A 20721-nucleotide genomic window follows, 5' to 3' on the forward strand; every position below is an offset into this window, starting at 1 on the left:
GGGGCGGGCGCGGCGTCCGGTCAGGCCTGTATGTCCGGGGCGTAGGTGCCGAAGCTCCAGATGTTGCCCTCGAGGTCCCGGGCCATGTAGTCGCGGGAGCCGTAGTCCTGGTCCGTCGGGGGCATCAGGATCTCCGCGCCGTGCTCCACGGCCCGCCGGTGGTGCGCGTCCACGTCGTCCACCACGACGTACGCACCGCTGGGGCCGGCGTCCTTCATCGCCGCGTCGAAGACACCGCCGCGGCCCTTCGAACCGAGCATCACCGCGCCGTTGCCCTGCACCAGTTCGGCGTGCATCACCGCGCCGCCCTCACCCTCGTACACCGAGAGCTCGGTGAAGCCGAAGGCCTCCGTGAGCTGGCGGATCGCAGCCTTCGCGTCGGCGTACAACACCGTCGGGTAGATGCTGGGACGCGCGCCCGTCGTGCCTGCCATGCAGATCACTCCCTTGTGACCACAGCGGAAAAATCGTGGAGATCCCACCCACGGCCCAGTCTGGCAGCGACCACTGACAACGGCCCTCGGGCGGAAGCCCGGAGCGGGGAGCACGGCGAGCACGGAAAGATCGAACACCCGAACCCAGAAAAAGTGCTTGCACGATCCCGTTAGACTGGCGTCATGGCCATTCTCCTCGCGCATTAGACGGCGGGAACGTCCTCAGCCGCCCATCCCGCCCCGACCCCGCACAGGAGTCTGACCGTGATCTCCGCCTCCGGCATCGAGCTGCGCGCCGGTGCCCGCATCCTCATCGAGAGCGCCTCCTTCCGTGTCGCCAAGGGCGACCGCATCGGCCTGGTCGGTCGCAACGGCGCGGGGAAGACGACCCTGACCAAGGTCCTGGCGGGCGAGGGCATCCCGGCCGCCGGCCAGGTCACCCGCTCCGGCGAGGTCGGCTACCTTCCGCAGGACCCCCGCACCGGCGACCTCGACGTCCTCGCCCGCGACCGCATCCTCTCCGCGCGCGGACTCGACCTGCTGATCCGCAAGATGCGGGAGAACGAACAGCGGATCGCCAACGGCCAGGGCGCCACCCGCGAGAAGGCCCTCAGGCAGTACGAGCGCCATGAGACGGAGTTCCTCACCAAGGGCGGCTATGCCGCCGAGGCCGAGGCCGCCACCATCGCCGCCGCCCTCAACCTGCCCGACCGGGTTCTCGGCCAGCCCCTGCACACTCTCTCCGGCGGTCAGCGCCGCCGTGTGGAGCTCGCCCGCATCCTGTTCTCCGACGCGGACACCCTGCTGCTCGACGAGCCGACCAACCACCTCGACGCCGACTCGATCGTCTGGCTGCGCGACTACCTCAAGACCTACCGCGGCGGCTTCATCGTGATCTCCCACGACGTCGACCTGGTCGAGACGGTCGTCAACAAGGTGTTCTACCTGGACGCCAACCGCTCCCAGATCGACGTCTACAACATGGGCTGGAAGCTCTACCAGCAGCAGCGCGAGGCCGACGAGAAGCGCCGCAAGCGCGAGCGGCAGAACGCCGAGAAGAAGGCCGCCGCCCTGCACTCGCAGGCCGACAAGATGCGTGCCAAGGCCACCAAGACCGTCGCCGCGCAGAACATGGCCAAGCGCGCCGACCGGCTGCTCGCCGGCCTGGAGGCGGTGCGGGCCTCCGACAAGGTCGCCAAGCTCCGGTTCCCGGAGCCCGCGCCCTGCGGCAAGACGCCCCTGATGGCCGAGGGGCTGTCGAAGTCGTACGGCTCGCTGGAGATCTTCACCGACGTCGACCTCGCCATCGACAAGGGCTCCCGGGTCGTCATCCTCGGCCTCAACGGCGCCGGCAAGACCACGCTGCTGCGTCTGCTCGGCGGCGTGGAGCAGCCCGACACCGGCGAGGTCCGCCCCGGCCACGGCCTCAAGCTGGGCTATTACGCCCAGGAGCACGAGACCCTGGACCCGGAGCGCACCGTCCTGGAGAACATGCGCTCAGCCGCCCCCGACCTGGACCTCGTCGAGGTCCGCAAGGTGCTCGGCTCGTTCCTGTTCTCCGGCGACGACGTCGACAAGCCGGCCGGCGTCCTCTCCGGCGGTGAGAAGACCCGGCTGGCGCTCGCGACGCTCGTGGTCTCCTCGGCGAACGTCCTCCTCCTCGACGAGCCCACCAACAACCTCGACCCGGCCAGCCGTGAGGAGATTCTCGGCGCGCTGCGTACCTACAAGGGCGCGGTCGTCCTCGTCACCCACGACGAGGGAGCCGTGGAGGCGCTCCAGCCGGAGCGGATCATCCTGCTGCCCGACGGGGTCGAGGACCTGTGGGGCTCCGACTACGCGGATCTCGTCGCCCTCGCTTGATCATCCCTAATGGATCATTCGGCCCATCGGTGATCCATCATCTGTGTGAGATCTCCTCGTATCGACGTGTGTCCTACATCAATTTCGCGGCCGATCCCTTTGTCGACAAGGGATCGGCCGTCGCGCGTCTCTGACCTGGTATTTCGTGAAAGAACCCGTTCGGCGGTACGAACACGTCCGGGTGGAATCACAGATTCCGTTTGTGGGGACGCGCTCCTGTCGTCAAAACCCTCGAGCACGGACCTTGCCGAATGGGTGGCCATCGAGGCCCGGAGGGGTGATCATGAGGAGACCAGAGCGCACTTCCCATGAGGAGGCACGGGTGGCCGAGACTCTGAAGAAGGGCAGCCGGGTGACCGGCGCCGCGCGCGACAAGCTCGCGGCAGACCTGAAGAAGAAGTACGACTCCGGTGCGAGCATCCGGGCGCTGGCCGAGGAAACCGGCCGCTCGTATGGCTTCGTACACCGGATGCTCAGCGAGTCGGGCGTCACGCTCCGTGGGCGTGGCGGTGCGACGCGAGGCAAGAAGGCCGCCTCGTCCTGACTGGGGCGGCCCGCCGGCTTCGATGGTGACCACCCGGTCGGTTGTCCGATCGGCCGGGTGGTTACTGTGCAGTCACTTAGCATCGCTCTGTCGACCGCACGCATCGGAGGCGCCTCATGGCCACGCCCGACCAGGAACTCGTTCCCCTGCTCGACCAGGACGGCGTACGGCTCACCGTCGACGACGCGCTCGCCACGGTGACGCTGACCAACCCGGCCAAGCGCAACGCGCAGAGCCCCGCGATGTGGCGGGCGCTCGGCGAGGCCGGGCGGCTGCTGCCGGGCTCCGTCCGGGTGGTCGTACTGCGCGGCGAGGGCAAGTCCTTCTCCGCCGGCCTCGACCGGCAGATGTTCACGCCCGAAGGGATCGAGGGCGAGCCGTCCTTCATCGACCTCGCGCGCAGTGGTGACGCCGAACTCGACGCCGCCATCGCCGAGTTCCAGGAGGGCTTCACCTGGTGGCGGCGCAATGACGTGGTGTCCATCGCCGTCGTCCAGGGCCATGCCATCGGCGCGGGCTTCCAGCTCGCCCTCGCCTGCGATGTGCGCGTCGTCGCCGACGACGTGCAGTTCGCCATGCGCGAGACCAGCCTCGGCCTCGTACCGGACCTCACAGGCACCCATCCCCTCGTCTCCCTGGTCGGCTACGGCCGCGCCGCCGAGATCTGCCTGACCGGGCGGTTCGTCGGTGCCGAGGAGGCGGTGAACACCGGGCTCGCCAACGTCGCCGTACCGGTGGCCGAACTCGACGCGACGGCGAGGGACCTCGCCGCGGCGGTCCTGGCCGCGCCCCGCGAGGCGGTCATCGAGACCAAGGCGCTGCTGCGCGGCGCCCAGGGCCGCGACTACGACGGCCAGCGCGCCGCCGAACGCGCCGCACAGGCCCGCCGACTGCGGGATCTGGCCGGCCTCGGCGAGTGACCCTCAGCCCACCGCGGTGATCAGCACGGCGACCGTCGGCCGGTCCGGCAGCGCCTGCGACACCGCCGCGCGGACCTCCCGGGCCACGTCCAGGGCCCGGCGGTCCGCATGCACCGCGATCTCCACGTGCGCGTGCCGGTGCGGCAGCGCGGCCGGCGCCTCACCGCCCTCCGTCAGGCGCACCGCCCGGCCGAGCACGCCGGTCAGGCCCGACACCCCCGGCACGGCCAGCGCCGCCTCGGCCGCGCGGGCCTCCTCGCCACCGGGCGCCGGCCCGGCGGACGGCCGTACGGATTCCGCTTCCCGGGCGGCCCCGCCGTCCGCGGGGCCCCTCCAGCCGTTCTCCGTGTCCCCACCCTCCGCGGCCACGTCGGCGAGCAGGTCCGTCACCCGCAGGTCCACCTCCGCCACCACCAGGCCCAGCCGCTCCGCGGCGGCCGCCGCCAACACGTCACGTACGCGTGCCGCGGTGTCCGGCAGCGGCTCAGCGGCCGTCGCCGCGAAGTCCGCCGTCACCCGCAGCGGACCCGACGGCAACGCGCCCGGCGGAGGCGGTACGACCGACTCGTAGCCGCCCTCCGGATCCGCCGGGCCGACCCGCAGCGTGTCCAGCCGCGCCCCCGGCAATCCCCGTACCGCCGCCCGCAGCACGCCCCGCGCCGCGTCCTCGGCGATCCACGCGCCGTCGCGCGGTCCGCCCAGCGGGAGCAGCCTGCCGAGACCCGTCAGGCCCCGTACCGCACTCGTCAATCCGTCCGTCATTCCTCCAGCCTGCCGCATCCCCGGAGCGCGGCGGCGCAACCGCGCTTACCGTGGTCCGAGGGACGACGACCGAAAAGGACGTACGGCCATGACTGAGACCTCGGAGCAGACCCGGACGCAGGACACGGACGGCCCGGCGGCGTCCGTGTCGACCCGCAAGGCCGCCACCCGACGGGGCGGCGGGGACCCGGCGTCCCGCGGCCGGACCACCATCGCCGACGGCGTGGTGGAGAAGATCGCCGGACTCGCGGCCCGCGACGTCCTCGGCGTCCACGCCATGGGCAGCGGCATCAGCCGCACCTTCGGGGCCGTCCGGGACCGGGTGCCCGGCGGGTCCAAGTCCGTGACGCGCGGCGTGAAGGCCGAGGTCGGCGAGGTGCAGACGGCGCTCGACCTGGAGATCGTCGTCGACTACGGCGTCTCCATCTCCGACGTGGCGCGGGACGTGCGCGAGAACGTGGTCACGGCCGTGGAGCGGATGACCGGACTGGAGGTCGTCGAGGTCAACATCGCGGTGAGCGACGTGAAGCTGCCCGACGAAGAGGACGAGGAACCGGAGCCCCGGATCCAGTGACCCGGGCCCGTACGGTCCGTGACCGAGGAACGATCACTACCGAGGAACGATCACGAGCGAAGGAACACCGCATGAGCATGGCCGTGGTCGGCATGATCGCCGGCATGGCGCTGGGCTTCGCCGGATACTTCGGCGGGTTCGGCGCCTTCCTCCTGGTGGCCGCCCTGGGCGCCATCGGGTTCGTCGTCGGCCGGTTCCTGGAGGGGGACCTCGAGGTCGGCGACTTCTTCCGTACGCGTGACGACCGGCGCAGGTGACCGAGGTGAGCGAGGGGACGGCGGCCGTCCCGCCCGGTGAGCGCGGCGCGACCCGGATCGCGGACCGGGTCGTGGCGAAGATCGCCGCGCAGGCCGCGCGCGAGGCGGTCGGCCTGCTGCCGCCCGCGGCCCAACGCCCCCACGCCACCGTCGCGGTCCACCATGACGCCGCGCGCGTGCGCATCCATCTCGAACTCGACTACCCGACGGACATCGGCGCCCGCTGCCACGAAGTGCGTCGGCATGTCACCGAGCGGGTAGGCGCGTTGGTGGGAATGGAGGTTCCCGAGGTCGCCGTCCAGGTCGAACGGCTGCATCTGACGGCGTCCCACGGCGTGTCACACGGGAGGACGCGATGAGCGAGCCCGGCAGTCCGAACAGCACCACCCTGCCGGTACTGGAGAAGACCACGGAGGGAGCGCCCCCGAAACCGGCGCAGGAGACCCTCCCCGACCTCGGCGGGGCACGCCGCTTCTGGTCCGCCCGCCGCGTCCCGGCGGGCATCGTCGCCGCGCTGCTGTTCGTCGTCGCGGGCGCCTTCCTCTACGACGTCGTCGCCGTCCGCGCCGGACGCCGGGCCCTGACCTGGCGGCGCGAACTGGCCCGGCAGCTCGCCGAACGCCCCCTCGACGACATCTGGGTCCTGCTCGGCGCGGGCGTCGCGGCGGCCCTGGGCCTCTGGCTCGTCCTGCTCGCCGTCACCCCCGGCCTCAGGGACCTCCTGCCGATGCGCCGCACCCACGCCGACGTCCGCGCCGGACTCCACCGCGGCGCCGCCGCGCTGGTGCTGCGCGACCGGGCCATGGAGGTCGCCGGAGTGCGGTCGGCACGGATCCGGGTCCGCCGGCGCAGGGCCGACGTCCGCGCTCTCGCGCACTTCAGGGACCTGGACGACGTACACAACGACCTGGTCGCCGTGCTCGGCGACGCGATCCGCGGGCTGGGGCTGGAACGTCCGCCCGCCCTGTCGGTGCGTGTGCGCCGGCCCGGAAAGAAGGGGTGAGCGCGATGCTCAGGACCGTCAACCGGGTACTGCTCGGCGTCGTGGGACTCGTCCTGCTCGCCGTCGGCGGAGCCGTCCTCGCCGTCGGACTCGGAGCCTCGCCGCCCTCCTGGTGGATCCACGACAGCCGCCACGACGTCCTGTTGAGCGCCTCCGAACGCACCCGATGGCGGGACGAGGGCTGGTGGTGGCCGACGGTCATCGCGGTCCTCTCGCTGCTCGTGCTGCTCGCCCTGTGGTGGCTGGCCGCGGTCCTGCGCCGCCACCGGCTCGGCGAGATCCTCGTCGACACCGGCGACGGCGCGGGCGCGCTGCTGAGGGGCCGCGCCCTGGAGAGCGTCCTCGCGGGCCAGGCGGGCGAGACGGACGGCGTGGCGCAGGCCCACGTTCGCCTCACCGGCCGCAGGGACGCGCCGCGGACCCGGGTACGCCTGCGGCTCGAACCCCATGTGGACCCGGCGACCGCCCTCGACGAACTGACCACGCGGGCCCTCGCCCAGGCGCGCGGCTCGGCGGGCCTGCGGGCCCTGCCGGCGGAGGTACGGATGAAGGCCGTCAAACACAAGGCGGAGCGGGTCAGCTGAGCCGGCTCGGCAGCGGCACGGTGCGGGGCCGGCTCAGAAGCCGTGCCGCATCCCGCCGTCGACCGGAACCATCAGCCCCGTCAGATACGAGGCGGCGGGGGAGAGCAGGAAGGCGGCCGTCCTCCCGAACTCCTCCGGAGTCCCGTACCGGCGCAGCGGGATCCGGGCCTCGAGCGCCGCCCGGGTGGCCACCGGGTCGGCCGACATGCCGTCGAGCTCCCGCACCCGGTCCGTGTCGATGCGCGACGGCAGCAGCCCGACCACCCGGATGCCCCGCGGCCCCAGCTCGTCGGCCAGGGACTTCGCGAACCCGGCGAGGCCCGGCCGCAGCCCGTTGGAGATCGTCAGCCCCGGGATCGGTTCGTGCACCGACCCGGACAGCACGAACCCGATGACCCCGCCCGCCTCCAACTCGGCGGCGGCGGCCCGCGCGAGCCGCACCGCGCCGAGGAACACCGACTCGAACGCCGTCTGCCACTGCTCGTCCGTGTTGTCGGCGACGAACCCGGGCGGCGGCCCGCCCACGCTCACCAGCACCCCGTCGAAGGCGCCGAAGGCCTCGCGCGCGGTCGCGATCAGCCGTGACGCCGCGTCGGGGTCGGCGTTGTCGACGGCCACCCCGACCGCGTTCGGCCCCAGCCGGTCCGCCGCGTCCGTGACCCGCTCGTCGTCCCGCCCGGTGACGACCACCTTCGCGCCGTCCGCGACCAGCTCGCGCGCGGCCGCGTGGCCGAGGCCGCGGGTGGCCCCGGTGACGACGTACACCCGGTCCTTCAGTCCAAGATCCATGGCCCCTATCCTGCCTCCTCGCACCCGAACAGGGCGAGGGCGGTGTTCACCAGCCCGATGTGGCTGAAGGCCTGCGGGAAGTTGCCCAGTTGCCGGCCGCTCACCGGGTCGTACTCCTCGGCCAGCAGCCCCACGTCGTTGGCGAGGCCCACCAGCCGGTCGAACAGCTCACGGGCCTCCTCGGTCCGGCCGGTCATGTGCAGGGCGTCCGCCAGCCAGAACGAGCAGGCGAGGAAGGCACCCTCGCCGCCCGGCAGCCCGTCGACCGAGGTCTCGGCGGCGTCGTAGCGGCGGACGAACCCGCGGTGGTCCAGCTCGGCGCGCACCGCGTCCACGGTGCCGATCACTCGGGGGTCGTCGGGCGGCAGGAAGCCGACGCGGGGGATGAGCAGCAGCGCGGCGTCGAGTTCCCGGGAACCGTAGTACTGGGTGAACGTGTTGCGGACGGGGTCGTAGCCCTTCGCGCACACCTCGGCGTGCACCTCGTCGCGCAGGGCACGCCAGCCCGCCAGGTCGCCGCGCAGGCTCGGATCGTCCTCCATGCCGCGTACGGCGCGGTCGGCGGCCACCCACACCATCACCTTGGAGTGCACGAAATGCCGCTGACCGCCGCGCACCTCCCACAGCCCCTCGTCCGGTTCGCGCCACTCCGTGCGCAGGAACTTCAGCAGCAGGCTCTGCAACGACCACATGTGCGGCTTGCTGGGCAGCCCCGACCGCCGCGCCAGCGACAGCGAGTCCAGGACCTCGCCGTAGACGTCGAGCTGGCGCTGTTCCACCGCGCCGTTGCCGATCCGCACGGGCGCCGAACCCGCGAAGCCGCCCAGCCACGGCACCTCGTACTCCGGCAGCCGCCGCTCACCCGCCAGGCCGTACATGATCTGCAGGTCGGCCGGGTCGCCCGCGACCGCGCGCAGCAGCCAGTCGCGCCAGGCCTCCGCCTCCTCCTGGTAGCCCACGGCCAGCAGGGCGTTGAGGGTGAGCGTGGAGTCGCGCAGCCAGCAGAAGCGGTAGTCCCAGTTGCGCACCCCGCCCAGCTCCTCGGGCAGCGAGGTGGTCGCGGCCGCGACGATACCGCCGGTGGGGGCGTAGGTGAGGGCCTTGAGGGTGATCAGGGAGCGCAGGACGGCTTCCCGGTACGGCCCCCGGTAGCGGCACCGGGCCGTCCACGCCTGCCAGTCGGCGACACTCGTCTCCACCGCCTCGAAGGGATCGCAGAGCGGCGGCCGGGGATGGTGCGAGGGATGCCAGGTCAGCACGAACGCGACCCGCTCGCCCGCCGCCACGGTGAACTCCGAGTGCGTGCCGAAGTCCTCGCCCCAGGTGTGCACGGGCGGTTCGCTGCGCAGCCAGGTCGAGTCCGGTCCGGCGACCGCCACCCGGTGGCCGTCGGCCCGCCGCATCCACGGGACGATCGACCCGTAGTCGAAGCGCAGGCGGATCGTGCTGCGCACGGTGACCCGGCCGCTGAGGCCCTCCACGATCCGTACGACGTCGGGAGCGACGTCACGCTGCGGCATCAGATCCGTGACCCTGACCGTGCCCTCGGCGGTCTCCCAGTCGGTGTCCAGCACGAGGGTGCCGGGGCGGTAGGCGCGGCGGGCGCAGCGGCCTCCGGCACCCTTGGGCGCGATCCGCCAGTGGCCGTTCTCCTCGTCGCCCAGCAGCTTGGCGAAGCAGGCGGCCGAGTCGAAGCGCGGCAGACAGAGCCAGTCGATCGAGCCGTCGGCGCCGACGAGCGCGGCGGTCTGCTCGTCGCCGATGACGGCGTAGTCCTCGATACGGGGGTGCACGGGTTTCCGGGTTCCCGGCGGGCCCTGGCGGCAATCTAGGGGTGCGGCCGGGCGAGTGACGCGCCGCGCACGGTGTCGCCGGTGCCGGAGAAGATCACGCCGGGGTGGGACGGGGCCTGGTTCAGCACCCACAGACCGATCAGGGTGGCGAGCGCGAAGACGACGGCGACCAGCACGGCGAGCACCAGCCGCCGTCGCCGTTCGCGGCGCAGCCACTCGCCGCGCGCGGTGCGGTAGGCGTCGGGGACGGGCCGGGCCGGGCGCACCCCGCCGGCCAGTGCCTCCAGCGCCTCGCACAGTTCCCGCTCGGTGCGGTCGAGGGCGGGTGACGGGCGGGGTGCCCGGTCCGGGCCGGTGTTCTTCATCGCCGGGCCTCCATCGCCTGGGTGAGCGCGGCCAGGCCGCGTGAGGTGTGGGTCTTGACCGAGCCGCAGGAGATGCCCATCGCGGCGGCGATCTCGCTCTCCTTCAGACCCAGCCAGTGCCGCAGCACGAGCGCCTCGCGCTGCCGGGCGGGCAGCTGCTGGAGGGCGTCGATCAGCACCCGCTGGTCGTCGCGGAGCAGTGCCGTGCTCTCCGCGGAGGCGACGGTCTCGTCGGGGAGTTCCGGCGGGCTCTCGACATGCCGGCGGGCGACCTGGAGGTGCCGTATCCGCATCCGCGTCAGATTGCATACGGTCGAGCGCAGATAGGCCTCCGCCGCCTCCACGTCCCGCAGCCGCCGCCACTTCCGGTAGATCTGGTAGTACGCCTCCGCCACCACGTTCTCCGGGTCGTCGGCGCCGAGCAGCACGGCGAGCCGCAGCATCGACGAGTAGTGCAGCTCGAAGAGCCGGGCGAGACCGGTCTCGCGTTCCCGCTCGGCCGGGTCGGCCACCGCGAGGGCGAGCGGCTCGACGCGGGCCTCCGGCACGGGGGCGAGAAGCGGCGGTCCGCCCCGCATGGGCTGTTCTCTGCGTCTCACGGCTTGTTCGCTCCCGTCTCACGGGGCCGCCTGACGGTCAGGCGGGAGGGCAGGTCGGTGGTGTCGGCGCCGCGCGGGACACCGAGGCGGTCCAGGGCCGCGGTGCCGGCCACCGCGACGATCAGGTTGAGCAGCAGGGCCACCAGCCCGGCGTAGATCTCCAGCGGCCCGAACCCCAGGGCCACGATGGACGAGAACCCCTCGCGGACGACCAGGACGGTCCCGGCCGCCATCCCGACGGCCCACCCGGCGAGCAGGGCCCGCGGATGCAGCCGCCCGGTGAACAGCCCGACGGCGACCGCCGGGAAGATCTGCAGGATCCACACCCCGCCGAGCAGCTGCAGGTTGACGGCGTCCTGGTCGCGCAGTCCGAACACGAACGCCACCGCGCCCACCTTCGCGGTCAGCGACACCGCCCTGGCGATGCGCACCTGCCGCTTCGGCGTGGCCGTCGGCTGTACGTACTCGACGTACACGTTGCGCACGAAGCTCGTCGCGGCCGCGATCGACATCACGGCGGCCGGCACCAGCGCGCCCACCGTGATCGCCGCGAACACCAGCCCGGCCAGCGCCGCCGGCATCAGCCGGTCCACCAGCATCGGTACGGCCGCCTCGGCGCCCCCCGCCGGAGCGCGCACGCCCGCCGCGAGCGCCGCGACGCCCAGGAAGCCGAAGAGAGCGAGCAGCCCCGTCCACGCGGGCAGCGCCACCGCCACCTTGCGCAGGGTGCGCGGCCCGTCCGCGGCGAACGCGGCGGTGAGCACATGCGGGTACATCAGCAGCGCGAGCGCCGAACCGAGGGCGAGCGTGGCGTACGCGGGCCGCTGCGCCGGGGTCAGCGTCAGCGGGGAGTGGGCCACGTCCGTCCCGCCGAGCCGCCGGGCGGCGCCCTCGAAGACCGGCCCCGGTCCGCCGAGGCGCTGGAACACCAGCCAGCACACCGCGGTCAGCGACACGAACACGGCGACCGCCTTCAGCGCCGAGATGACCGTCGGCGCCCGCAGCCCGTGCCGGTACGTGGCCACGGCGAGCCCCGCGAACAGCGCCACCATCACCAGGTCCCCGGCCGCGCCCCGCGGGTACACGCCCCCCGCGGTCAGCACCGCCCGTATCCCGAGCAGTTGCAGCGCCAGGTACGGCATCGTCGCGAGGATCCCGGTCAGCGCCACGACCAGGGCCAGCGGCGGCGACCCGTACCGCCCCCGCACGAAGTCGGCGGCGGTGACGTACCCCTTGCGCCGGGCCACCTCCCACAGCCGGCTCAGCAGGACGAAGGCCAGCGGGCAGACCACCACCGTGTACGGCACCGCGAAGAACGCGGGCGCGCCGTTGCCGTACGCCAGTCCCGGTACGGCGGTGAAGGTGTACGCGGTGAAGATCGTGCCGCCGAGCAGCAGCCAGGTCCACACCGGGCCGAGGGAGCGGTCCGCGAGCGCCCAGCCCTCCAGCGCGGGCAGCCGGTCGGTGGGGCGCAGCCGGCGTGCGGTCACGGCGAGCAGCGACGCCCCGCCGATCACGGCGAGGAACGTCGTCGTCATGGCGCCGTCGGCCATGGGTCACCGCCTTTGGTGTGCCTGAGCCCTCACCGGTCAGTTGCGCGGACGGCCGGTTCGGTTGACGGGAATCGGCGGGGAATCCTCTGGAAATCCGCTGTCAACCGGTTGCGAGGGGTGGGCAACTCTTGCACAGACCGACAGCGAGCGGGAGAGCCGCCATCGCTGATCTCCGTCGTCGATCCCGGAGTCGCCATGTCTGTGTCAGCCCTGCCCGAAACCGGCCGCCCGGCGCCACAAAAGTCACGAATGTCACCGAAGTCGGTCCTGCTGTGGACCATGGTCTCCCTGCTCGGGGCCGTGGCCTGGGGCGTCCTCGCCCTCGCCCGGGGCGAGCGGATCTCCGCGGTCTGGCTGGTGGTCGCGGCCCTCGGCTCGTACGCCGTCGCCTACCGCTTCTACGCCCGTTTCATCGTCCGGCGCGTACTGAGGCCGGACGACCGCCGGGCCACCCCCGCCGAACGCCTCGAGGACGGCGTCGACTTCCAGCCCACCGACCGCCGGGTGCTGCTCGGCCACCACTTCGCCGCGATCGCCGGCGCCGGACCCCTGGTCGGGCCGGTGCTCGCGGCCCAGATGGGATATCTCCCCGGCACCCTGTGGATCGTCGCCGGGGTCGTCTTCGCCGGGGCCGTGCAGGACATGGTCGTCCTCTTCCTCTCCATGCGCCGGGACGGCAGGTCGCTCGGGCAGCTGGCCCGGGAGGAGATCGGCCGGGCGGGCGGGGCCGCGGCGCTGATCGCCGTGTTCGCCATCATGATCATCCTGCTGGGCGTGCTGGCGCTGGTCGTGGTGAACGCCCTCGCCCACTCGCCGTGGGGCACCTTCTCGGTCGCGATGACCGTGCCCATCGCCCTGTTCATGGGCTTCTGGCTGCACCGCATCCGCCCCGGCCGGGTCGTGGAGACCAGCTTCATCGGCGTGGCACTGCTGCTGCTCGCGATCGTGGGCGGCGGCTGGATCCAGAACTCGTCCCTCGCCGACACCTTCACCCTCACCCCCACGGCCCTCGTCTTCTGTCTGATCGGCTACGGCTTCGTCGCCTCCGTCCTGCCCGTGTGGATGCTCCTCGCCCCGCGCGACTACCTCTCCACCTTCATGAAGATCGGTACGATCGCGCTGCTGGCGGTCGGGGTCGTCGTGGCCGCGCCCGTCCTGCGGGCGGACGCGGTGAGCGACTTCGCGACCTCGGGCGCGGGCCCGGTCTTCGCCGGCTCCCTCTTCCCGTTCCTCTTCATCACCATCGCCTGCGGCGCGCTGTCCGGCTTCCACGCGCTGGTCTCCTCGGGCACGACCCCGAAGCTGATCCAGAAGGAGTCCCAGGTCCGGCTGATCGGCTACGGCGCGATGCTGATGGAGTCCTTCGTCGCGATCATGGCGCTGATCGCCGCGGCCACCCTGGAGCCGGGCCTGTACTACGCGATGAACGCACCGGCGGGCCTGCTGGGCGCGACCGCCCAGTCCGCGTCCCACGCGGTGGCGGGCCTCGGCTTCACCATCACCCCCGACCAGCTCACCCACGCCGCCGAGGCGGTCGAGGAACAGACCCTGATCGCCCGCTCCGGGGGCGCCCCGACGCTCGCCGTCGGTATGTCGGAGATCTTCTCCGGCATCTTCGGCGGCACCGCGATGAAGGCCTTCTGGTACCACTTCGCGATCATGTTCGAGGCCCTGTTCATCCTGACCACCGTGGACGCGGGCACCCGGGTCGGCCGCTTCATGCTCCAGGACATGCTGGGCAACGTCTTCAAGCCGATCGGCCGCGTCAACTGGAAGCCCGGCATCTGGCTGTGCAGCGGCCTGGTCGTCGCGGCCTGGGGCTACTTCCTCCACAGCGGCGCCACCGACCCCCTCGGCGGGATCAACCAGCTCTTCCCGCTCTTCGGCATCGCCAACCAGCTGCTCGCCGCCATCGCCCTGACCGTCTGCACCACGGTGCTGGTCAAGTCCGGGCGGCTGCGCTGGGCCTGGGTGACGGGCGTCCCGCTGGCCTGGGTGGTCGCGATCACCTTCACCGCCGGCTGGCAGAAGATCTTCTCCGACGACCCCAGGATCGGCTTCTTCGCCCAGCGCGCGAAGTACGCCGACGCCCTCGACGCCGGCCAGGTCCTGCCGCCCGCGAAGTCACCGGCCGACATGCACACGGTGGTCACCAACTCCACCGTGGACGGCGTCCTGATCGCGGTGTTCCTGCTGCTGGTCGCCGTGGTGATCGCGAACGCGGCCGTGGTCTGCGCCCGGGCACTGCGCTCCCCGGTCCCGCTCCCGACGACCGAGGCGCCGTTCGTCGAGTCCCGGATCGACGTGGCGGCATGAGGCGGGCGCGCCGCTGGGCCCGGCTGGCGCGGTGGTACCTGCGGGAGTGGGAGGCGCTGCAGGCCGCGCAGCAGAACTCGTACAGGGCGGAGCGCCCGCAGTCGCGCTGCTGTTGACGCCGGCTACACCGGCGCGGGCTCCTCGGCCTGTTCCGTTTCCTTCGCCGCCGCCTGCGCCCGGTCCCGGGCCTCCCGCCGGGCCTGCACGACCCACCCGAAGGGAACCCCGGCGGCGAACAGCCACCACTGGATGGCGTACGCGTAGTTCAGCGCGGCGTCCTCGCTGCCGGGCGCCCCGACCAGCTCCGGGGAGTCCCCCTTCGGCTCGGGCGCCGTCTGCGCGACATAGCCGCCGAGCACCTCGGCGCCGAGCCGCCTGGCCTGCTCCTCGCTGTTGATCAGCATGATCTGCCGGTCGGGCAGCCCCTTGAGGTCCTTGATGCCGCTGGCCGCGGTCGTCTCGTCGGGCATCAGCCGCCCGGTGACGGTGACCTTGCCGGCCGGCGGCGCGGGGATCTTCGGGAACGCGGTCTGGCTCGGCCCGTTCGCGGGGATCCAGCCCCGGTTGACCAGCACGACCTTGCCGTCCGTGAGGACCAGCGGGGTGAGGACGTGGAAGCCGACCGTCTCGTCGGAGTTGACCCGGCGCCGTACGACGACCTCGTGCGCGGTGTCGAAGGTGCCGGTCGCGGTCACCCCGCGGTACCGCTCGCCGCGGGTGACGGTGTGCCCGGGGGACGTCAGCCGCTCCACGGGCACCGGCTTGGCGGACAGCGCGTCGGACACCAGCTGGTTGCGCGCGGTGCGCTCTTCGTAGCGGTGCATCTGCCAGAAGCCCAGCCGGATCATCGTGGGGATCAGGAGGAGGGCGACCAGCGTGAGGATCACCCACTGCCGGGACAACAGGAAGCGGTACACCCCACGACCGTACCTCCCGGGTCGCGGGGTGCCGCCGGAGGGGGTACCCGGGTGAGTTCGGACCCGGTGGGCTCAGACCCGGTCGACGATCCCCGCCCTCCCCTCCGCCCGCGCGCAGTGGGCGCCGCAGTACCAGTGCCCCTCGACCTCCACGCCCTGGCCGATGATCTGCACCCGGCAGTGCTCGCAGATCGGGGCCATGCGATGGATCGCACAGGAGAAGCAGTCGAAGACGTGCACCGCCCCCTGGGCGTGCACCTCGAAGGTCATTCCGTAGTCATTGCCGCAGACTTCGCATCTCGCCATGCGCCACAGGGTGAGCCGTCACCCCGGCGCGGGCGAGCGGCGGGCGGGCGAGTCGCCCGCCAATCACCCGTACGTACGGCTGCGTCCCGCTCACCCGTCCGCGGGCTCGACATCCCTCAGGAGCTGCCCGAAGGCGGCCTCGTCCAGGACCGGCGTCCCGTACTGCCGCGCCTTCAGCACCTTCGACGTGCCGGAGTCCGGGTCGTTGGTGACGAGCAGGCTGGTCAGCCGCGAGATGCTGGTCGCCACATGCAGCCCCGCCTCGGTCGCGCGGTCCTCCAGCAGTTCCCGGTCGACGGAGGTGTCGCCCGAGAAGGCGACCCGCATGCCCTGCTTGAGCCTCCTGCCGTCCTCGTACCGCCCGGGATTGGGATACGGGCAGGCGGGCCGCTTGCGCGACGGCCGCCAACCGCCCGGGCGGTAGCCGCCGTGACCGCCGACGCCCGGACCGCTCGGCTGCTGTCCGATGAGGGGTGCGGGCCGGTCGTTCCACTCCGTCAGCGGCCGGCACTCGTGCAGCGGCAGCCGGACCCCGCCCGCGGCCGCGGCCCGCAGGCTCGGCCGGAACGCCTCCGCGAGGACCCGCGCGTCGTCCAGCGCGTGATGCGCCCGCCGCTGTACGACACCGAAGTGGGCGGCCAGCGACTCCAGCTTGTGGTTGGGCAGCGGCAGCCGCAGCTCCTTGGAGAGCGCGATGGTGCACAGCCGCTGCTTCACCGGTGCCTCGCGCTCCGCGCGCGCGTACTCCCGCGCGATCATCTGCCAGTCGAAGACCGCGTTGTGCGCGACGAGCACCCGGCCCGCCAGCCGCGTCGCGAACTCCTCGGCGACCTCCCGGAACAGCGGCGCTCCCGCCAGCACCTCACTGGTCAGCCCGTGGATCCACACCGGACCCGGATCCCGCTCCGGATTGACCAGCGTGTACCAGTGGTCCTCGACCTCACCGCGCCCGTCCAGCCGGTACACGGCGGCGGAGACGATCCGGTCGTCCCGGGCCAGTCCGGTGGTCTCCACGTCAACGACCGCGTATCCCCTGGGATACGCGGTCGGCCACTCCGTGGGGGACGACGCTGTCGTCGTGCGGTCTGCGAGCATGGTCATTGAGGATACGGGGCACCGCCGACACCGCGCGGGGGAGCCGGGGAGAGCGCCCGCCGGAAGGCCTGTGCCTCGCACGGGAGTTCACCCCGAGTCGAGCGTCGGTGCGACCCGGCCGCCGCGCCGCCTGCCATTCTCCGTCATGTGACGGAACCTCAATCGGAACCACCCAGCGGCGTTGCCGGGCACGGCGAGGCCCACGAGGGCTCGCTCGGCTCCCGCCTGAACTGGCTGCGCGCCGCGGTCCTCGGCGCCAACGACGGCATCGTCTCCACCGCAGGTCTGGTCGTCGGCGTGGCCGGCGCGACGGACGACCGCTCGGCACTGCTGACAGCCGGCCTCGCCGGTCTGCTCGCGGGGTCGATGTCCATGGCGGCGGGGGAGTACGTGTCGGTGTCGACCCAGCGGGACTCCGAGAAGGCCGCTCTCGCCCTGGAGCGCCGGGAGCTGCGCGAGCAACCGCAGGCCGAACTGGAGGAACTGACGGAACTGTTGGAGGAGCGCGGCCTGACCCGGGAGGTGGCGCGGGAGGCCGCCGTCCAGCTCACCGAACGCGACGCCCTGCGGGCCCACGCGCGCGTGGAGCTCGGCATCGACCCCGACGACCTCACCAACCCATGGCACGCGGCCTGGGCGAGCTTCCTCGCCTTCACGGCGGGCGCCCTCCTCCCCCTCCTGGCCATCGTGCTGCCCCCGCCCGGCTGGCGCCTTCCGGTGACGGTCGTGTCGGTCCTGGTGGCCCTGGCCGGCACGGGCTGGAGCAGCGCCCGCCTGGGAGCGGCGGCGACGGGCCGGGCGGTGCTGCGGAACGTGGGGGGCGGCGCGCTGGCGATGGGGGTGACCTACGCGGTGGGGGCTCTGCTGGGGGCGGCGGGGGTGTGAGGCGCTCCGGGCGGAAGGGGGTGTGCTCCTCCGCGCCGGCCCGGCCGGAGGGTTTCCGGCACGGTCTTTGGCGGAGATCGCCAAGAAGCAAGCGCATACCCCCGGTAATACTTGTGGGTAACAACGTCTGGTCGCGGCTCACCAGCGGTTCTACGGTGCCCCCATGCCGAACCTGCCCGATGTCGTGCTGTGGTCGATACCCGCCTTCGTGCTGCTCACCGTGGTCGAGATGATCAGTGTCCGGATCCATCCGGACGAGAACGCGGCCGGATACGAGGCGAAGGATGCCGCGACGAGCGTCGGCATGGGGCTCGGGAGCCTCGTCTTCGACTTCCTCTGGAAGATCCCGATCGTCGCGATCCACACCGCGCTCTACGAGCTGACGCCCCTCCGGGTCCCCGTCCTGTGGTGGACCGTTCCGCTCATGCTGCTCGCGCAGGACTTCTTCTACTACTGGTCCCACCGCGGCCACCACGTCGTCCGCGTCCTGTGGGCCTGCCATGTCGTCCACCACTCCAGCCGCAGGTTCAACCTCACCACCGCCCTGCGCCAGCCCTGGACCACCCTCACCGTCTGGCCGTTCTACGTCCCCCTCGTCGCCCTTGGCGTGCACCCGGCCGCGCTCGCGTTCTGCTCCTCCGCGAACCTCGTGTACCAGTTCTGGATCCACACCGAGCGGATCGACCGGATGCCCCGGTGGTTCGAGTCCGTGTTCAACACGCCCTCCCACCACCGCGTGCACCACGCCTCCCAGGGCGGCTACCTGGACCGCAACTTCGGCGGCATCCTCATCCTCTGGGACCGCCTCTTCGGGTCCTTCGTCGCGGAGACCGAACGGCCCGTCTACGGGTTGACGAAGAACATCAACACGTTCAACCCGATCAAGGTCGCCACCCATGAGTACGTCGCGATCGTCAAGGACATCAAGGCGGCGAACGGTTGGCGTGAGCGGGCAGGGCGGGTGTTCCGCGGGCCGGGATGGCAGCCCGCTTCCGATTCCGCGTCCACGCCCGCCTCCGGACCGGCACCCGTCGAGGAGAGCACAGCCGCGTGAGATCCCGCCCCCTGCTCCTCGCCTTCGGCCTCGCCACCGCCGCCGACCTCCTCTCCCTCGCGGCCGGCTTCGCCCCGGGTCACACCGCCGCCAAACCCCTGCTCATGCCCCTCCTCGCCGCCTGGGCCGCCTCCCGCGGCGCACCCCCGCCGCTCATCGCCGCCCTGCTCTGCGGCTGGGGCGGCGACGTGCTGCTCCTCTCCGGCGCGGACCCCGCCTTCCTCGCCGGCATGGCCTCCTTCGCCGCCGGGCACGTCTGCTACCTCGTCCTGTTCCTGAGAGCCGGATCCGTGGAGAACAGGCGTCCACGTGTGCGTGCCGCCGCGCTCCTCGCCCCCTGCTACGCCATCGCCCTCATCGCCACCGTCGCCCTCCTGTGGTCCGGCCTCCCGCCGGAACTCCGTCTCCCCGTCGCCGGCTACAGCACTCTTCTCACGGCGATGGCCTGCACCGCCGCCGTCCGGCTCGGCCCGACCGCCGGCGCCGGCGGTCTGCTGTTCCTGCTCTCCGACACCCTCATCGCGACTGGCGTCGCCGACCGGCCGCAGCCGCCGCGCCCCGACCTGTGGATCATGCTCACCTACGCCGCGGCCCAGTTCCTGCTGGTCCGGGGCACCCTCGGTGAGCGGGCGGCGCCCACGGCGTCGTACCAGGAAGCGCGCTCGACCACCCCTTGAGGAGGTCGTGGCGCGGGTGAACGGCGCTCAGGCCCAGCCCGCCGGATCCGTCCCCCAGGGCCCGGGCGGCCGCGCCCAGTCGCCGGGACCGCCCTCGAAGGACACCGCCGGCCGGGCGTACCGCAGCCGTCCCAGGGGGCTGTCGGTCTCCGTGAGCCAGGTGCCGTCGGCGGTCTCGCCGTCGGTCTCCTCGGCGGCCGCGACCGCCCCCTCGGTCAGCCACGCCGCCGTCCGCGCCAGCGCCACTCGTACCGACCGGCTCCCGCCGTCGTACGACTGCTCCGTCAGCGCCCGCAGCACGGCCGCCGCCAGCAGATGGCCGGTGCCGTGGTCGAGGGCCTGCGCGGGCAGCGCGCCGGGCCGCTCGGCCGACCCCTCGAGGGCCGCGATGCCCGTGGCCGCCTGCACGAGGCTGTCGAAGCCGCGCCGCCCGCCCCACGGTCCGTACGCGCCCCACGCCGACACCTGCGCCACGACCAGCCCGGGCCGGCGCTCGGCCAGCGCCTCGGGGGAGAGACCGAACCGGTCGAGTGCGCCGGGCCGGTAGCCGGTGACCACCACGTCCGCCGCCGCGAGGAGTTCCTCGAACGCGGCCCGGTCGGTGGTCAGGTCCAGTTGGGCCGAACGCTTCCCGAAACCGGTGTCGGCGTGCAGGTCGGGGAGTTCGGGCAGGTGGGGCGCGTCGACCCGCAGGACGTCGGCGCCCAGCAGGGCGAGTGTGCGGGTGGCGACGGGCCCGGCGAGGACCCGGGTGAGGTCCAGGACGCGCAGCCCGGCGGCTGGCAGCAGGGGAGCACCACCCGGCAGCGGCGGGAGCGCACGCGCGCGTGTCCCGTCCAGTCGGCCGCGCTCGATCAAGGGGCGTGCGGCCACCGCGGCCGCCTGCTCGTGTGCCGCCCACTCCTCGGGCGTACGCAGTGCGACGGCCAGACCGCCGGCCGCGTACACCGCGTCCTCGACCTCCCGCGCGGACCGTTCGGCCAGGGCCGCTCCGACGGCGGCCGGATCCTCCGGCAGGCCGCCCAGAGCCTTCAGCAGCCGCTCCCGGTGGTGCGGGTAGTTGGCGTGCGTGCGCACCCAGCCGTCGGCCGTCCGCCAGAATCCGGACAGCGGCGCGAAGACCACCGGCGTCCGCCCGTCGACCAGCAACTGCCGCTCGCTGGTGAAGGCCGCCGCCACCGCCCCGTCGTCCACCCGCACTCCGGGCACCCGGGACAGTCCCGCCCGCCGCGCCGCCAGCTCCGCGCCGGCCAGCGCGCACACGCCCACACAGGACCGCGCGAGCTCCCGCACGGGCAGCCGCGCCGGCAGCGCGTCCGCGCGGACGACGGTCGAGACGCGGGAGAGCCGGGCGGGATCACCGCCCAGCTCCGACCATCCGAACTTGATGGAAGTCATGACTGCATTGTGCAGTCATGACTCAATCAATAT

The 20721-nt window shown here is 72.7% G+C and carries 23 protein-coding genes; 12 read left to right on the forward strand and 11 right to left on the reverse strand.

Going from position 1 to position 20721, the window contains the following annotated elements:
- Window positions 1-20: 20 nt before the first annotated feature.
- Entirely contained in the window at window positions 21-434 is a 414-nt protein-coding gene (locus tag ABT057_RS37905; RefSeq protein WP_352348454.1) for a VOC family protein, read from the reverse strand.
- A 264-nt stretch (window positions 435-698) separates the two neighbouring features.
- Between ABT057_RS37905 and ABT057_RS37910 the strand changes: the two genes are divergently transcribed.
- The 3 genes from ABT057_RS37910 to ABT057_RS37920 all read left to right on the forward strand — a co-directional run bounded on the left by ABT057_RS37910 (window position 699) and on the right by ABT057_RS37920 (window position 3761).
- Window positions 699-2297: an ABC-F family ATP-binding cassette domain-containing protein gene (locus tag ABT057_RS37910; RefSeq protein WP_352348455.1), complete on the forward strand. Its 1599-nt coding sequence runs from the start codon at window positions 699-701 to the stop codon at window positions 2295-2297.
- Window positions 2298-2619: 322 nt separating this feature from the next.
- Window positions 2620-2841: a helix-turn-helix domain-containing protein gene (locus tag ABT057_RS37915; protein ID WP_004002281.1), complete on the forward strand. Its 222-nt coding sequence runs from the start codon at window positions 2620-2622 to the stop codon at window positions 2839-2841.
- A gap of 116 nt (window positions 2842-2957) precedes the next feature.
- The gene (locus ABT057_RS37920) at window positions 2958-3761 is read left to right on the forward strand and encodes an enoyl-CoA hydratase/isomerase family protein (RefSeq protein ID WP_352348456.1); all 804 of its coding nucleotides are present in this window, start codon (window positions 2958-2960) and stop codon (window positions 3759-3761) included.
- A gap of 3 nt (window positions 3762-3764) precedes the next feature.
- Here ABT057_RS37920 and ABT057_RS37925 read toward each other — a convergent pair whose 3' ends face one another.
- Window positions 3765-4523 carry a nucleopolyhedrovirus P10 family protein gene (locus ABT057_RS37925; RefSeq protein ID WP_352348457.1) on the reverse strand — a complete coding sequence of 253 codons (759 nt, stop codon included), beginning with the start codon at window positions 4521-4523 and terminating at the stop codon, window positions 3765-3767.
- Between the two features lie 88 nt (window positions 4524-4611).
- Here ABT057_RS37925 and ABT057_RS37930 point away from each other — a divergent pair, with 88 nt between their 5' ends.
- The 5 genes from ABT057_RS37930 (at window position 4612) to amaP (ending at window position 6941) form a co-directional block, all read left to right on the forward strand.
- A complete protein-coding gene (locus ABT057_RS37930; protein ID WP_352348458.1) occupies window positions 4612-5097 on the forward strand; it encodes an Asp23/Gls24 family envelope stress response protein in 486 nt (161 codons plus the stop codon).
- 71 nt (window positions 5098-5168) lie between these two features.
- The gene (locus ABT057_RS37935; protein ID WP_352348459.1) at window positions 5169-5354 is read left to right on the forward strand and encodes a hypothetical protein; all 186 of its coding nucleotides are present in this window, start codon (window positions 5169-5171) and stop codon (window positions 5352-5354) included.
- Window positions 5351-5713 carry an Asp23/Gls24 family envelope stress response protein gene (locus tag ABT057_RS37940; protein WP_502974032.1) on the forward strand — a complete coding sequence of 121 codons (363 nt, stop codon included), beginning with the start codon at window positions 5351-5353 and terminating at the stop codon, window positions 5711-5713. The genes ABT057_RS37935 and ABT057_RS37940 overlap by 4 nt, the downstream gene beginning before the upstream one ends.
- Window positions 5710-6357, forward strand: a complete 648-nt coding sequence (locus tag ABT057_RS37945) for a DUF6286 domain-containing protein (protein ID WP_352348461.1) — start codon at window positions 5710-5712, stop codon at window positions 6355-6357. The genes ABT057_RS37940 and ABT057_RS37945 overlap by 4 nt, the downstream gene beginning before the upstream one ends.
- Window positions 6354-6941, forward strand: a complete 588-nt coding sequence (gene amaP / locus ABT057_RS37950; RefSeq protein ID WP_352348462.1) for an alkaline shock response membrane anchor protein AmaP — start codon at window positions 6354-6356, stop codon at window positions 6939-6941. The genes ABT057_RS37945 and amaP overlap by 4 nt, the downstream gene beginning before the upstream one ends.
- Window positions 6942-6974: 33 nt before the next feature.
- Here amaP and ABT057_RS37955 read toward each other — a convergent pair whose 3' ends face one another.
- Genes ABT057_RS37955 through ABT057_RS37975 form a run of 5 tightly spaced genes read right to left on the reverse strand, consistent with a single transcriptional unit; the run spans window position 6975 to window position 12040 of the window.
- On the reverse strand, window positions 6975-7730 hold the full coding sequence (locus ABT057_RS37955) for an SDR family oxidoreductase (RefSeq protein ID WP_352348463.1): 756 nt from the start codon (window positions 7728-7730) through the stop codon (window positions 6975-6977).
- A 5-nt stretch (window positions 7731-7735) separates the two neighbouring features.
- Window positions 7736-9523 carry a glycoside hydrolase family 15 protein gene (locus ABT057_RS37960; protein WP_352348464.1) on the reverse strand — a complete coding sequence of 596 codons (1788 nt, stop codon included), beginning with the start codon at window positions 9521-9523 and terminating at the stop codon, window positions 7736-7738.
- Window positions 9524-9558: 35 nt separating this feature from the next.
- Window positions 9559-9888, reverse strand: coding sequence for a hypothetical protein (locus ABT057_RS37965; protein ID WP_352348465.1), 330 nt, complete (start codon window positions 9886-9888; stop codon window positions 9559-9561).
- A complete protein-coding gene (locus tag ABT057_RS37970; protein ID WP_352348510.1) occupies window positions 9885-10466 on the reverse strand; it encodes an RNA polymerase sigma factor in 582 nt (193 codons plus the stop codon). The genes ABT057_RS37965 and ABT057_RS37970 overlap by 4 nt, the downstream gene beginning before the upstream one ends.
- 17 nt (window positions 10467-10483) lie before the next feature.
- Window positions 10484-12040 (reverse strand): sodium:solute symporter family protein, encoded by a 1557-nt coding sequence (locus ABT057_RS37975; RefSeq protein WP_352348466.1) that lies wholly within the window; start codon window positions 12038-12040, stop codon window positions 10484-10486.
- Between the two features lie 195 nt (window positions 12041-12235).
- On the opposite strand from ABT057_RS37975, the gene ABT057_RS37980 reads away from it, so the two are divergent.
- A complete protein-coding gene (locus ABT057_RS37980; RefSeq protein WP_352348467.1) occupies window positions 12236-14356 on the forward strand; it encodes a carbon starvation CstA family protein in 2121 nt (706 codons plus the stop codon).
- 122 nt (window positions 14357-14478) lie between these two features.
- Here the strand turns inward: ABT057_RS37980 and ABT057_RS37985 are convergent, their stop codons facing one another.
- From ABT057_RS37985 to ABT057_RS37995, 3 genes are all read right to left on the reverse strand, one after another.
- Window positions 14479-15273: an SURF1 family cytochrome oxidase biogenesis protein gene (locus ABT057_RS37985; protein WP_352348468.1), complete on the reverse strand. Its 795-nt coding sequence runs from the start codon at window positions 15271-15273 to the stop codon at window positions 14479-14481.
- Between the two features lie 72 nt (window positions 15274-15345).
- Window positions 15346-15579: a metallothionein gene (locus tag ABT057_RS37990; RefSeq protein ID WP_078633039.1), complete on the reverse strand. Its 234-nt coding sequence runs from the start codon at window positions 15577-15579 to the stop codon at window positions 15346-15348.
- Window positions 15580-15669: 90 nt separating this feature from the next.
- Complete coding sequence (locus tag ABT057_RS37995) at window positions 15670-16674, reverse strand: DEDDh family exonuclease (RefSeq protein WP_352348469.1); 1005 nt, start codon at window positions 16672-16674, stop codon at window positions 15670-15672.
- A gap of 147 nt (window positions 16675-16821) precedes the next feature.
- Here ABT057_RS37995 and ABT057_RS38000 point away from each other — a divergent pair, with 147 nt between their 5' ends.
- From ABT057_RS38000 to ABT057_RS38010, 3 genes are all read left to right on the forward strand, one after another.
- Window positions 16822-17559 (forward strand): VIT1/CCC1 transporter family protein, encoded by a 738-nt coding sequence (locus ABT057_RS38000; RefSeq protein WP_352348470.1) that lies wholly within the window; start codon window positions 16822-16824, stop codon window positions 17557-17559.
- 163 nt (window positions 17560-17722) lie between these two features.
- Window positions 17723-18613 carry a sterol desaturase family protein gene (locus ABT057_RS38005; RefSeq protein ID WP_352348471.1) on the forward strand — a complete coding sequence of 297 codons (891 nt, stop codon included), beginning with the start codon at window positions 17723-17725 and terminating at the stop codon, window positions 18611-18613.
- On the forward strand, window positions 18610-19290 hold the full coding sequence (locus tag ABT057_RS38010) for a lysoplasmalogenase (RefSeq protein ID WP_352348472.1): 681 nt from the start codon (window positions 18610-18612) through the stop codon (window positions 19288-19290). Before ABT057_RS38005 ends, ABT057_RS38010 begins: the two co-directional genes overlap by 4 nt.
- Window positions 19291-19317: 27 nt before the next feature.
- On the opposite strand, the gene ABT057_RS38015 is transcribed toward ABT057_RS38010, so the two are convergent.
- The gene (locus ABT057_RS38015; protein ID WP_352348473.1) at window positions 19318-20688 is read right to left on the reverse strand and encodes a CoA transferase; all 1371 of its coding nucleotides are present in this window, start codon (window positions 20686-20688) and stop codon (window positions 19318-19320) included.
- Between the last annotated feature and the right edge of the window lie 33 nt (window positions 20689-20721).

Source organism: Streptomyces sp. NPDC002588 (genome assembly GCF_040295925.1).
GTDB lineage: Bacteria > Actinomycetota > Actinomycetes > Streptomycetales > Streptomycetaceae > Streptomyces.